The sequence below is a fragment of the Clostridium polynesiense genome (genome assembly GCF_000820705.1).
GTDB lineage: Bacteria > Bacillota > Clostridia > Clostridiales > Clostridiaceae > Clostridium_AA > Clostridium_AA polynesiense.
This window is the reverse complement of the sequence record NZ_CCXI01000070.1, coordinates 26,600-40,241: the sequence shown is the minus strand read 5'-3', so window position 1 is coordinate 40,241 and position 13,642 is coordinate 26,600. Positions and strand designations below refer to the sequence as shown.

Genomic DNA, 13,642 nt, shown 5'->3' with positions numbered 1-13,642 from the left:
TTATGAAAGTTATAATGTCTGGGAATGAAGCCTGTGCAAGAGGGGCTTATGAGGCTGGATGCAGTATAGCTTCTGCTTATCCGGGAACACCAAGTACAGAAATACTAGAAAATTTCAGTAAATATGAAGGGGTTTATGGTGAGTGGGCTCCTAATGAGAAGGTGGCCTTTGAAGTAGCTGCAGGAGCATCCATAGGGGGAGCAAGAAGTTTAACAGCAATGAAACACGTTGGGGTCAATGTAGCAGCGGATCCACTATTTACTATGGCTTATGAAGGTGTTAATGGAGGATTTGTTGTAGTTTCAGCAGATGATCCTGGTATGCATTCTTCTCAAAATGAGCAGGATAACAGGCTGTATGCACCACATGCAAAGGTTGCAATGATGGAGCCATCAAACTCACAGGAATGTAAGGATTATATGAGAGAGGCCTTCAAGATAAGTGAAGACTTTGACACCCTTGTGCTTTTTAGATTAACTACCAGAGTATCTCACTCTAAAAGCGTTGTGGAGCTAGGAGAAAAAAAACAGACAAAAATAAAAGAATATGAAAAGAACATAAAGAAATATATTATGATACCTGCCCATGCTAGAGGAAAGCATGTTGAAGTGGAAGAAAGACTGAAAAACCTTGAGGAATACTCAAATACCTGTTCATTAAACAGGATAGAAATGGGAAGCAAATCTATTGGAATAATATCCAGCGGCATAAGTTATGAGTACTGCAGAGAAGTAATGGGAGATAATGCCTCTTATTTAAAGCTTGGATTTACTCATCCTTTACCTGGAAAGCTCATTCGTGAGTTTGCAGAGAAGGTAGACAGGTTAATAGTAGTTGAAGAAAATGAGCCTTATATAGAGAACTTTGTAAAGACCTTGGGAATTAAATGCAGCGGAAAAGATGTTATACCTATATGCGGTGAATTAAATCCCGCCATCATAAGAAACGCAATTTTAGGGGAATATGAAGATTCTGTGATGAAGTATGAAGGAGTATTGCCAAACAGACCTCCTGTACTCTGTGCCGGATGTCCTCATAGAGGAATATTTTATTCGGTTTCAAAGCATAAAGACATAATAGCTACAGGGGATATAGGATGCTACACACTGGGAATGATGCCTCCTCTTAATGTCACAGACACAGTAATATGTATGGGAGCATCAATATCAGGAGGAATCGGATTAAGTAAAGCAAGAAAGCTTGCCGGAGATAAAAAGAAAATATTTGCCTTTATTGGAGATTCAACTTTCTTTCATTCCGGAATTACAGGACTTATTAATTCAATTTATAATAATGAACCAATAGTAACCTGTATATTAGACAACAGAACCACAGCAATGACAGGTCATAATGAAAATCCCGGAACGGGTTTTACTCTTCAGGGACAAGCTGCTCCTATCTTATCTATTGAAGACATTGTTCTGGCACTGGGAATTAAAAAGGATAATTTAAGAATTATAGACCCTTATAATCTTAAAGACACTGAAGCAGCGGTTAAAGATGCTAAAAATTCTTCTGAACCTTTTGTTATAATCACTAAACAGCCCTGTGCACTTAAAAAGGAAGTTTTAAAGCTTAGAGAGAAATCTAAATGTCGTATAAAAACTGAACAGTGTAAGAGGTGTAAGGCTTGTTTAAGGACAGGATGCCCGGCTTTAAGCTATAAGAATGACACTGTTACAATAGACGAAGCTCAATGTAACGGGTGTGAAATATGCAAACAGGTTTGTAAATTTAATGCCATAGAAAAGGTGGGAGAATAATGAGCAATATTAAAAATATTCTTTTTGTAGGTGTCGGCGGACAGGGAACAATACTTGCATCAAAGATATTTACTGAAGGGTTAATAAAATCCGGATATGATGTTAAAATGTCAGAAGTCCATGGAATGGCTCAAAGAGGAGGAAGCGTTGTTACTCAAGTTAGATATGGGGAAAAAGTATACTCACCTTTAATTGAAAAAGGAACTGTAGATGTTATTGTTTCTTTTGAAAAGATTGAAGCGGCAAGATGGATTGAGTTTTTAAAGGAGAATGGAACAGTAATAATTAATGACTATGAAATCAGACCGATTACCGTCCTAGTAGGAAATGAGGTTTATCCTGAAGATGTACTGGAGAAAATATCTCAAAACCCTATAAAAATAAAGGTTATTCATGCTTACGAAAAAGCAAAAGATATAGGAAACAGCAAGGTTCAGAACAGCATTCTATTAGGAGCTCTGGTTAAAGCCTGCGGACTGGAGAAGATTGATTGGGAAGAAATCATAAAAAGCAATGTCAATGCTAAATTCCTGGATATGAATATTAAGGCTTTTAATATAGGCAATGAGATTGAATAAAGGGTTAATTAAAGAAAATAAATATCATTTATAGTTTTCATTAAAGAAAAAACCATGGCTTAGCCATGGCTTTTTCTTTATCTTTTAACTATTTTTATATTTTCAACTTCCGGATCTTCTGTTCCCTGAACGTATAAACCCGCTTCTTTTAATTCGTATACATAATCTATTATCTCTTGGGTAATAATTTCTCCGGGACATAGTACAGGAATTCCTGGAGGATATGCAAGTAGAAACTCACCGCTTATCATTCCTACACTTTCTTTAATTGGGATAGAGGCTTTTTTGCTGTTAAAAGCTTCTCTAGGAATTAAAGCACTTTCAGGAATTGCAGGTATATCTATAAAGTCAGGCTTTATGTTCTCCCTATTGCTGTAGTCTTCGCTTATTTCCTTTAAGGCATTAATAAGCTTATCCAGAGATTCTTTAGTATCCCCAAAAGAACCCACTGCTAAAACATTATATAAGTCTGACAGCTCCACCTGAATATGATATTTTTCTGATAATATAGTATCCAGCTCATATCCGGTTATACCTAAGTCTCTGCAGGTAACTGTAATTTTTGTAGGGTCTACAGAATAAACTCCCGGCTGACCTAAAATTTCCTCTCCAAAGCAATAGAATCCAGGTATTTTATTTATTTCCCTTCTGGTATAATTACTTAATTCTATAGTTTTATCCAAGAGCTCTTTCCCTTCCAAAGCTATCTGCCTTCTGGCACAGTCTAAGGATGCCATTAATATATATGAAGGTGAAGTTGTCTGGAGAAGGTTTAATATCTGCTGAACTCTCTGAGTGTCTACATATTTACTTTTTACCTGAAGCAGAGATCCTTGTGTCAAAGCTCCGATAATCTTATGGGTACTTTGAGCACATATATCGGCACCGGCCTGCATAGCAGATACAGGTAGTCTGCTATTAAATCCTAAGTGGGGACCGTGAGCTTCATCTACTATAAGAGGTATGTCATAGCTGTGTACAATATCAGCTATCCTCTTAATATCAGTAGCTACCCCGTAATAGGTAGGATTAATTATAAGTACTGCCCTGGCATCAGGATTCTCTTTTAAAGTTTCTTCTACTGTTTCAGGGGTAACTCCCTGAGCTATTCCTACATTTTTGTCTAATTCCGGCTGCATATATATTGGAAGTGCACCGCTTAAAATGATACCTGCAGTAACAGATTTATGAACATTTCTTGGAACCAGTATCTTGTCTCCGGAATTTACCACGGACATAATCATTGCCTGGATTGCTCCAGAGGTTCCATGAATGGAGAAAAATGCAGCATCTGAGCCGTATGCGTCAGCTGCAAGCTTTTGGGCATTTTTGATTGGACCGGTAGGATGATGAAGACTATCAACCAGTTTGAACACAGTAACATCGATTTTAAAAGGATTTTCTCCAATAAAATTTTTGAATTCACTATCGATTCCTACACCTTTTTTATGCCCGGGGACATGAAAAGGAACGGTTTCTCTGTTAACATATTCCATTAAAGCATCAAAAAGAGGAGTTTCATTTTGATTGAGTTTATACAACTTTATACGGCACCTTCCTTCATAAACATTTATTTTTTAATATTCTAAATTGTCGTTATTTGCAAAAACAATTTTATTATATGTTAATTGATTTTATATTGCAATAGAAAAAAAGTAAACTGTTGAATAATATTGCCAACTATTGACCATAATACTTTTCAGGAGGGATTTTTATGGAAATATTAACAGCAAATTTAAGAGAAAATAACAAAGGAAAAAGTGCAAAAAAAGTAAGAAGAAAAGGCAATGTACCTGGTATATTATATGGAAAAGAAATGAGAAATTGCATGATTGAGATAGGAGAGCTTGAACTGAACAGAGAGATATTAGAAAGCGGAGAGCATGGAATTATAAAGGTAAATATTGAAGGAAATGTTCATGAAGCACTAATTAAAGAAATACAAAGAGAGCCTGTTACTCATAAATTTATCCATATAGACCTGGAAGAAATTAATGGTACTGAAAAGGTTACTACACATATTCCAATAAATTATATAGGAGAAGGTCATCTTACAGCTAGTGGAGCAGTGGTTCAAAAAGAAAAAAGCAACATAAAGGTCACTTGTTCTCCGGAAAATCTTCCTAAATATATAACCTTAGACTTAAGTGATGCAAAGGTTGGCAGTATATTTAAACTTTCCGACATAGAAATGGGAAAAGAAATCTCTATTGTAGAGGATTTAAATTCCATCATTGCATCAGTAAGTTTTGATCAAAAAGTTGTAGAGGTTATCGAATAATTACAGAAAATAGTTTACATTACAGTAAACTATTTTCTTTTTTTGTTTAGCATAATAATGAAGAGATATTTTAACTTTTAAAATAATAGTTATTTCATTTATAAAGAAATATAGTATAATAAATTTGTTATATACTTTCAAGGAGGATCGTTAAATGAATTATAAAGACAGATATAATTACTGGATGAACAGTGACATAATTGATGAAAAATTTAAAACTGAGCTAAAATCAATTATGGATGATAGTGAAATAGAAGATAGATTCTATAAGGATTTGGACTTTGGTACCGGAGGCTTAAGAGGGGTTATAGGTGCAGGAAGCAACAGAATGAACAAATATACTGTAAGTAAAGCTACTCAGGGATTAGCAGATTATATAAATTCTAATTGTAAAGGAAATAAAGCTGTGGCCATAGCTTATGATTCCAGAAATAAATCCTCTGAATTTGCTAGAGCAGCTGCGTTAACCTTATGTGCAAATAATATAAAGGTATATTTATATGAAAGCCTAAGGCCAACTCCTATGCTTTCATTTACAGTTAGATATCTAAATTGCAGTGCGGGAATAGTAATAACTGCTTCACACAATCCTAAACAATATAACGGTTATAAAGTATATGAAAGTGATGGCGGACAGGTAACGGATCAAGCTGCTAAAGAAATATTGTCTTATATCAATAAAATAGATAAGTACGAAGTTATAAAGAGCATCAGAGAAGAAGATGCCTTAGGCAATAACTATCTTCAATATATTGGAGAAGATATAGATAAAGAATACATTAAAAGAGTAATGGGGCTCAGCATAAGAAAAGAAATGGTGGATAAGGCAGCTGAAGATTTGAAGATCATATACACTCCAATACATGGATCAGGAAATCTTCCAGTGAGAGCTGTGTTTAGAGAACTTGGATATAAAAATTTATATGTAGTAAAGGAACAAGAAAACCCAGATGGAGATTTCCCCACAGCACCCTATCCTAACCCTGAAGATCCAAAGGTTTTTTCTATTGCTTTGGATATGGCAAAAGAAGTTAAGCCGGATATAATATTTGGAACAGATCCTGATTGTGATAGAATAGGAGTGGTAGTAAAAGACAATACAGGGGAGTATAAAGTCCTTACGGGAAATGAAACGGGAATGCTTCTTACAAACTATATAATTGAAGCATTAAAAGAAGGGCAGAGGCTTCCTGAGAATGGAGTAGTGGTAAAAACCATAGTTACTACTGACTCTGTTAGAAAGATGTGTGAAGACAACGGAATTGAATTACTGGAAGTTTTAACTGGGTTTAAGTATATAGGTGAGAAAATAAAAGAATATGAAAAAAGTAGAGAAAAAACCTTTTTATTTGGCTTTGAAGAAAGCTACGGTTATTTGGCCGGAGATTTCGTAAGAGACAAGGATGCAGTTATAGCATCTATGCTTATAAGTGAGATGGCATTATATTATAAAAGCTTAGGTAAAAACTTATATGACGCTTTAATTGATTTATATGATAGATATGGTTACTATAAGGAAAACTTGTTATCTATAGAATTAAAAGGTATAGAAGGACAGAAAAACATAATTAATTGTATAGATTATTTTAGAAACAGTGAAATCACAGAAATTAATAATGTAAAGGTAAATAAAAAAATCGATTATAAATTAAGTGTTAGCATTGATTATGATTCTAAAGAAAAAAAGTCCATAAGTTTACCTAAATCAAATGTTATAAAACTAATCCTTCAGGATGATTCATGGATTGTTATAAGACCTTCAGGCACAGAGCCAAAGATGAAAATATATTTGTCAGTAAAGGGAGCTGGTAGTAAAGAAGCTGAATTTAAGATGGAGAAATTAAAAAATTATATTTCAAAAATTATTGACGATAATCTTAATTAATATTTTTACGTATAAAATAAGTGAATGTAAAATCAGATCAGGCGGTGAAAAAATTGGATTATAACGCAAGATTTAGAGAAAAGATTGGTAAATATGTATTTATTAATATAAAAAAAGAGGCATTTAACAAATATATCCCTTTACTGCTTGATGAGGAAATAATCCATGAGGAATTACTGTTTCCTATTAATTCTAAATACATCCTTGAGGATGAAGAGATTTCTAGGAATATTAAAGCTACCCACATAGTAGAAGGAATGTTTTTTGTTTTAGGAGCAGATCCTGAGTTTAAATATAATAAAATATACATTAATATTTTAAAATCTATTCCAGATGCTGTTTTATATATAAAAGGCATAATAACTAAAGAGTATGAAAGTAAAAATTATGAGGATGCATTTATTTACTTGAGAGGCCTCTTAAATATATCAAAGGATAGGGATGTTTTTATAAATGCAGTCACCGTAGGTGAAATGATTAGAAAGAGTAATTTTCAATTCGGAGATGTGCAGATGGAAATTTTAAATGATTATAAAGAAAATCATCAGGATGCATTTCCATATTATATAGAGGGGCTTATATATTATTCAATAGGTGAACTTAATAAAGCTAATATAGCTTTGCATAATTATATTTCTAAAGGTGGAGAAATGGTAACGGAAGCAGAAGAGCTTATCAAGGAAATTGAAGATAAACTTGATTATAAAAAAGCTATGAATAATATAAATGACAAGCCTGAGGCTTCCTTAAGTATTTTGTTGGATAAGCTAGACAGAGGTGAATATAATGCTTCTATTTTATATTATATAGCTGTAGCATATAGAAACCTTAATTTGCCGGAGAAAGCAATTTTCTATTTAAATGAAGCACTTAACTTGGATAATTCATATATTGATGTTATAAATGAACTTGGAATTAACCATGCTTCTTTAGGTGATTATGACAACGCGGTAATTTATTTCAGAAAGGCCTTTGAGGCTGCAAGAAGCATAGAAATATGCTGTAATCTAATACTAAGTTATTATTATAACAATGATATAGATAATGCAGTTCGTCACATTAAAATTGCTGAAATCATAGATAGTGAAGATGAAATATTAAAGGATATTAAAAAAGTAGTTTTTAAGGGGGATAATTAATGGAGCTACGTGAGTATTTTAAAATAGTAAAAAAAAGATGGTTGTTAATAGTTTTAGTTACACTTGCATCTACTTTAATTAGTGCAATTGTTAGCTATTTTGTTATAAAACCTACCTATAAAGCGGATATATCAGTTATAATAGGAAGCAGCCCAAGTAAAGATGAAGCAAATAAGCAAAATTATAATGACGTGCTTATGTATCAAAAAATGGTAAAATCCTACAGTGAAATTGTTAAAACCAGAATTGTTGCAGAAGACGTTATTCAATCTCTTAATTTAAACATTACTGCAAATGAACTTATTAATATGGTTTCAGTGGCACCTAAAGGAGATACTGAATTTATAACAATTACTGTAAAATCAAAAGATCAAGCAAAAGCTAGGGAGATTGCAAATCAATATGCAAAATCCTTAAAGAAGGTTAGTGCTGAAATAAGAAAGGTAGATAATGTTCAGCTTTTAGACGAAGCTGTGCTTCCTACTGCACCGGATAGTCCAAAACCTCTCCTTAACATGGCTATTGCATTTTTTCTGGGTTTGATGATATCTATAGGTATAATTTTCTTAATAGAATATTTAGATAATACAGTTAAAACTCAAGAGGATATGGAAAAGATGTTTGAAATACCTGTAATAGGATCAATTCCATTAGTTGAGAGAGAGAAATAGAGGTGAAAAATTATGATTAAAGACGTGATATCTTTTGATAATCCTAAATCAAGAGCAGCAGAAGCATATAGAACACTTAGAACTAATATACAATTTTCTTCCTTTGATGATACTTTAAAAACTATAGTAATTACTTCAAGTACTCCGGGAGAAGGAAAAACCACCGTTTTAAGCAACCTTGCAGTAACCTTTGCCCAAAGCGGAAGCAAAGTTTTAATTATTGACTGTGACTTAAGAAAACCATCAATACACAAAAAACTTGCCCTTTCAAATGCCGAAGGTCTTACAAATATACTTGTACAAAACAAAAAGATCGAGGAATGTTTAAAAGTAACTGAACAGCAGAATCTTTTTGTGCTTACCAGCGGACCCACTCCTCCAAATCCATCAGAGCTTTTGGGTTCAAAAAAAATGAAGAATATATTAAATGAATTTCAGCAGATATTCGATTATATATTAATAGATGCACCTCCACTTTTAGCGGTGACTGATGCACAGATATTATCCACAATATCTGATAGAGTAATAGTAGTTGCTTCATATGGACAAACAGAAAAGAATTCCCTGCTTAAAAGCAAGGATTTGTTGGACAAAGTAGGAGCAAAAATATTAGGTTTTGTCCTTAATAAAATTCCTGAAAAAGAAGATTCATATTATTACAGCAAATATTACAGCTATTATGGAGAGAGTGAGTAGAATACAAATGATAGATTTTCACAGTCACATAATGTGGGGAGTAGACGATGGTTCTAAAGATATTGAAATGTCCGGAGAAATGGTTAAAAATTCAATACTTCAGGAAGTAGCCGGTATATGTGCTACTCCTCATTTTATTATAGATGAACAGGAAATAGATGCTGATCTGTATTACAGCAGACTTAATAAATTAAAAGAATTGTACGGAAGGGATATTAATATATTATCTGGGTTAGAAATATACATCAATCCTAATATACCCAAATATTACAAAGAGAAAAAAATCTGGGGATTAAATAATAGCAGATATGTTTTAATAGAGCTTCCAATGAGGGATTATCCTGTATACACTCAGGATGTATTTCATGAATTGCTGGTTTTGGGTGCTATACCTGTAATTGCTCATCCTGAGAGGAATTTTAAAATACAGAAAGATATAAAACTTCTTGAAGAGATTCTGGAGCAAGGGGCTTTGGCGCAGTTAAATGCCGGAAGCATATGCGGGATGTTTGGAGAAGCTGTAAAGAATATGGCAGAGGTTCTTGTGAAAAGGAATATGATACACATCATTGGAAGCGACGGACATAATAATCATAGAAGAAGAACTGATGTAATTTCTGCTTTTCAAAAGGTAAAGAATATAAATCCAGAGTTGTATAGATGGATGGATGAAAATAACTATAATATAATTAATGATTTAAAGGTGGAGGTTCCTGAAATTCAAAGGGAAGCTGAAAAGAAAAATAGCTTTTTAAATTTGTTTTTAAGGAAGAAGAAATAAAATAAATAAAAGTTGAGAGTTTTTATTATTTGGGGTGAGAAAATGAAGACTAATAAGTCTGGAACTGAAGTTTTTTCTTTTTTATTATATTTAGTGGATATAATATTGGTTAATCTATCTATATATTTATCCTTTATCTTAATTTTTGGATCAAACCCTCCCGAATTTAATTTTAATCCATACCTGGATATTATACCTCTAATCAGCATTTCTTATTTAATATACATGTATGTTTTCGGGTTGAATGATGTTTTAAAAAATACGGTAGGTCAGACGATTTATTCAATACTTTTAACTGTGATTTGTCTGCTTATTACCACATCCTTCATTACATTCTTCCTTAGGATGTTTTCCTATCCAAGGAGTGTATTGCTTTTAAGCACAGCAATACAGCTTATTACTCTTTCTATATGGAGGGTTATCGCCTGGAAGGTTATGAGGATTAAACATGGAGTAAAGGATTGTTTAATAGTAGGTGGAGCTGCTACTGAAGATTTAACAAAAAAAGTTATAATGAAGTACAGAGATATATATAATGTAAAATATATATGTTCTCCAAATTCCCCTAACTTATTAAATTTTATAGAGAATTCACATATAATATTCATATGTAATGGAATCAATCTTGATATTAAAAGCATAATTATTGAAAAGTGTATATCATTAGATAAGCCCGTATATATTATACCGGATATGTATGATATAGCTTTATTGAATTCAAGGCTTTCAAAAATAGATGATGTACCTTTGTTAAAGGTTCCAAGAATAGGGTTAACCATTGAAGAAAGATTATTTAAAAGGATATTGGATATTATAGTTTCAATAGTCTGTATAGTGTTATTTTCTCCTATCATGGTAATATTTGCTGCTATAATTAAATTTACAGATGGCGGAGAAATATTTTATAAGCAGGAGAGATTGACCGTTGATAATAAAGTGTTTAATGTTTTGAAATTTAGGACAATGGTTATGAATGCAGAGAACTTAACCGGTCCTGTGCTGGCAGATGAAGAAGATCCCAGAATTACAAAGGTAGGGAAGATAATGAGGTCTACCAGAATCGATGAGCTTCCTCAATTCTTCAATATATTAAAAGGGGATATGAGCGTAGTAGGACCTAGACCGGAAAGACCGTTTTTCGTGGAAAAGTTTAATAAGGAAATAGAAGAGTATAAATACAGAACTGTTGTTAAAGCCGGACTTACGGGGTTAGCTCAAGTTCTTGGAAAATATAATACACATGCAAAGGATAAACTAAAATACGATTTAATTTATATAAAGAATTATTCTATATTTTTAGATATTAAAATTATACTTCAGACTATTAAAATTATGTTTATAAAAGAAAGCTCTCAAGGGTTAACAAAGGACGCAAGCTTTAAGGATATATTAAAGCAGTATAATAAAGAAATAACCATAGAAAAAGATTAGTGAGGGGAAAAATGTATACCAAAATACTGGATTTTAAGGTGTTTAACGGAAGCAAGGATGAGTTAATGAAGATTTTACTTAGTGAGGGCAATAAATACCATATTGTATCTGGTAATCCTGAAGTTCTTTCTACAGCTTATATTAACCCTAAACTCTTAAAAAACTTTAAAGAAGATAATACTATTATAATTCCTGACGGTATTGGTGTTAAAATAGCTTCCCATATGGTTAAGGCACCTGTTAAAGAAAAGATTGCAGGTATTGAAATAATGCAGGAAATTACAGCTTATTGCTTTAATAATAACAAATCTATATATCTTTTAGGCGGCAAAGAAGAGGTAATACATTCATTAAAAGAAAAGCTTTTAAAGGATTATCCGGGAATAAATATAAGCGGAAATCATAATGGATATTATGATAAGGATGAAGAAAAGTATATAATGGATGATATTATCAGTAAGCAGCCCTTTGCTTTATTTGTAGCCATGGGATGTCCAAGGCAGGAAGAATTTATCATAGATATAATGGATAAAATACATACTGGGATTATGATGGGGTAGGAGGAAGCTTCGATGTTTTATCAGGAAAAAGCAGAAGGGCTCCCCTCTGGATGATTAACATGGGCTTAGAATGGTTATATAGAGTAATAAAGGAACCTTGGAGAATTAAAAGGCTGAGCATAATACCTAAATTTTTATTTAAAGTTGCGTTAAATAGAAAGTAATTTATATTTTATAAAGGGCAGAAATTGATTCTGCTCTTTTGTTTTAATATATTAAATTTGTAAATAAATTCAGACAATTTAAAAAGAATAAAAATAGAGGATTTATATGCTTATTAAAGAATACTTATCCATATGGACTATAAAGATGATTGGGAGTAGTGAATATGGAAAATAAAGTGATTATTACAGGTGAAGATTTAAACTTAGAGGAAATACTTCTAGTGGCACGTAAAGCTGCGAGTATAGAACTGTCTGAAACAGCAGTAAAAAATATAAACAGATCAAGATGTATAGTTGAAGACATAGTTCGTAATGAGAAGACTGTGTATGGAATAAATACAGGTTTTGGAAAATTTTCTGATGTGAAAATATCACAGGAGGACTGTAAAGACTTACAGAGAAATTTAATATTATCCCATGCTTGTGGCTCTGGTCCCTTACTTTCAAAAGAAGAAGTCAGAACTATAATGCTTTTAAGAATAAATGCATTGGCAAAAGGTTATTCAGGAATCAGCCTTAATACTTTAAATACGTTGATTGAAATGTTAAATAAGGGAATACACCCATGCATACCTGAGAAAGGGTCACTGGGAGCATCAGGAGATTTGGCTCCATTGGCTCACATGGTTCTTCCTATGTTAGGAGAAGGGGAAGCAGAATATTTGGGAAATATTCTCCCTGCATCTAAAGCGATGAGTCTTGCTGGTATTGATATTATAGATTTAACATATAAAGAAGGGTTGGCTCTTATAAACGGTACTCAGGTAATGACAGCAGTAGGTGCATTAGTTCTTAACGATGCTTTAAATTTATTAAAAATAAGCGATATAGCCGCAGCTTTAACTATGGAGGCTTTAAGAGGGATAAGAGATGCTTTTGATATAAGGATTCATAAACTGAGACCACACTTAGGACAAACTAATACTGCAAGTAATATATTGAATCTTCTGCAAAACAGTGAATATATTACTTCACAGGGGGAATTGAGAGTTCAGGATGCCTATACTTTAAGATGCATTCCTCAAATACACGGCGCAAGCAAAGATGCTTTAGCATATGTTTATGAAAAAATTACAACGGAGATTAATTCTGTAACGGATAATCCTATCATAACCTTAGAAGGAGATGTAATTTCAGGAGGTAATTTCCATGGACAGCCAATAGCATTAGCTTTGGATTTTATGGGGATAGCACTGTCAGAATTAGCTAATGTATCTGAAAGAAGATTGGAAAGATTAGTCAACTATCAGCTTAACGATCTGCCTGCATTTTTAACTCGGCATGGTGGTTTAAACTCAGGATTTATGATAACTCAGTATGCAGCTGCTTCCTTGGTTTCTGAAAATAAAATACTTGCTCATCCGGCATCTGTTGATTCAATACCTTCTTCAGCAAATCAGGAAGACCATGTGAGTATGGGAACCATTGCGGCTGTGAAGGCAAGGAAAATATTAGACAATGTTTATAGAGTGATAGCTACGGAAATATTAGCAGCTTGCCAGGCAATAGACTTTAGGGATAAAATGAATCTAGGAAATGGTACTTCTATCGCTTATAGAATTATAAGGGAGAATATCGACTTTATCGAAAAGGATACCATAATGTATAAAGAAATAGATAAATGTTTAGATGTAATTAAAAGTGATTATTTTTTAAGCTCAATTGAAAATAAAATAGAATTAATAGTATAGGA

The 13,642-nt window shown here is 32.8% G+C and carries 11 protein-coding genes and 1 pseudogene; 11 read left to right on the top strand and 1 reads right to left on the bottom strand.

Features of this window, described 5'->3' with window-relative positions; translation table 11 throughout:
* Positions 1–2: 2 nt before the first annotated feature.
* Positions 3–1,763 carry an indolepyruvate ferredoxin oxidoreductase subunit alpha gene (iorA, locus tag TA89_RS06675; protein WP_040211960.1) on the top strand — a complete coding sequence of 587 codons (1,761 nt, stop codon included), beginning with the start codon at positions 3–5 and terminating at the stop codon, positions 1,761–1,763.
* Entirely contained in the window at positions 1,763–2,341 is a 579-nt protein-coding gene (locus tag TA89_RS06670) for an indolepyruvate oxidoreductase subunit beta (RefSeq protein WP_040211959.1), read from the top strand. The genes iorA and TA89_RS06670 overlap by 1 nt, the downstream gene beginning before the upstream one ends.
* 77 nt (positions 2,342–2,418) lie before the next feature.
* On the opposite strand, the gene TA89_RS06665 is transcribed toward TA89_RS06670, so the two are convergent.
* Entirely contained in the window at positions 2,419–3,882 is a 1,464-nt protein-coding gene (locus TA89_RS06665) for an aminotransferase class I/II-fold pyridoxal phosphate-dependent enzyme (RefSeq protein WP_040211958.1), read from the bottom strand.
* A gap of 173 nt (positions 3,883–4,055) precedes the next feature.
* Here TA89_RS06665 and TA89_RS06660 point away from each other — a divergent pair, with 173 nt between their 5' ends.
* From TA89_RS06660 to hutH, 9 genes and pseudogenes are all read left to right on the top strand, one after another.
* Positions 4,056–4,622 carry a 50S ribosomal protein L25 gene (locus TA89_RS06660; RefSeq protein WP_040211955.1) on the top strand — a complete coding sequence of 189 codons (567 nt, stop codon included), beginning with the start codon at positions 4,056–4,058 and terminating at the stop codon, positions 4,620–4,622.
* 154 nt (positions 4,623–4,776) lie between these two features.
* Positions 4,777–6,507, top strand: coding sequence for a phospho-sugar mutase (locus TA89_RS06655; protein ID WP_040211952.1), 1,731 nt, complete (start codon positions 4,777–4,779; stop codon positions 6,505–6,507).
* Between the two features lie 20 nt (positions 6,508–6,527).
* A complete protein-coding gene (locus TA89_RS06650; RefSeq protein WP_147590090.1) occupies positions 6,528–7,646 on the top strand; it encodes a tetratricopeptide repeat protein in 1,119 nt (372 codons plus the stop codon).
* Positions 7,646–8,317 (top strand): YveK family protein, encoded by a 672-nt coding sequence (locus tag TA89_RS06645; RefSeq protein WP_040211949.1) that lies wholly within the window; start codon positions 7,646–7,648, stop codon positions 8,315–8,317. Before TA89_RS06650 ends, TA89_RS06645 begins: the two co-directional genes overlap by 1 nt.
* Before the next feature lie 12 nt (positions 8,318–8,329).
* The gene (locus tag TA89_RS06640; RefSeq protein WP_040211947.1) at positions 8,330–9,013 is read left to right on the top strand and encodes a CpsD/CapB family tyrosine-protein kinase; all 684 of its coding nucleotides are present in this window, start codon (positions 8,330–8,332) and stop codon (positions 9,011–9,013) included.
* Positions 8,997–9,794 carry a tyrosine-protein phosphatase gene (locus TA89_RS06635; protein WP_147590089.1) on the top strand — a complete coding sequence of 266 codons (798 nt, stop codon included), beginning with the start codon at positions 8,997–8,999 and terminating at the stop codon, positions 9,792–9,794. Before TA89_RS06640 ends, TA89_RS06635 begins: the two co-directional genes overlap by 17 nt.
* Positions 9,795–9,836: 42 nt before the next feature.
* Entirely contained in the window at positions 9,837–11,225 is a 1,389-nt protein-coding gene (locus TA89_RS06630) for a sugar transferase (protein WP_040211944.1), read from the top strand.
* An 11-nt stretch (positions 11,226–11,236) separates the two neighbouring features.
* Positions 11,237–11,949 (top strand): annotated as a pseudogene (locus TA89_RS06625) (WecB/TagA/CpsF family glycosyltransferase).
* 164 nt (positions 11,950–12,113) lie between these two features.
* A complete protein-coding gene (hutH, locus tag TA89_RS06620) occupies positions 12,114–13,640 on the top strand; it encodes a histidine ammonia-lyase (RefSeq protein WP_040211943.1) in 1,527 nt (508 codons plus the stop codon).
* Positions 13,641–13,642: the final 2 nt, after the last annotated feature.

Coding starts and splice junctions, on each gene's coding strand:
- iorA (WP_040211960.1), top strand. CDS start 3: ATGAAAGTTATAATGTCTGGGAATGAAGCCTGTGCAAGAGGGGCTTAT.
- TA89_RS06670 (WP_040211959.1), top strand. CDS start 1,763: ATGAGCAATATTAAAAATATTCTTTTTGTAGGTGTCGGCGGACAGGGA.
- TA89_RS06660 (WP_040211955.1), top strand. CDS start 4,056: ATGGAAATATTAACAGCAAATTTAAGAGAAAATAACAAAGGAAAAAGT.
- TA89_RS06655 (WP_040211952.1), top strand. CDS start 4,777: ATGAATTATAAAGACAGATATAATTACTGGATGAACAGTGACATAATT.
- TA89_RS06645 (WP_040211949.1), top strand. CDS start 7,646: ATGGAGCTACGTGAGTATTTTAAAATAGTAAAAAAAAGATGGTTGTTA.
- TA89_RS06640 (WP_040211947.1), top strand. CDS start 8,330: ATGATTAAAGACGTGATATCTTTTGATAATCCTAAATCAAGAGCAGCA.
- TA89_RS06635 (WP_147590089.1), top strand. CDS start 8,997: ATGGAGAGAGTGAGTAGAATACAAATGATAGATTTTCACAGTCACATA.
- TA89_RS06630 (WP_040211944.1), top strand. CDS start 9,837: ATGAAGACTAATAAGTCTGGAACTGAAGTTTTTTCTTTTTTATTATAT.
- hutH (WP_040211943.1), top strand. CDS start 12,114: ATGGAAAATAAAGTGATTATTACAGGTGAAGATTTAAACTTAGAGGAA.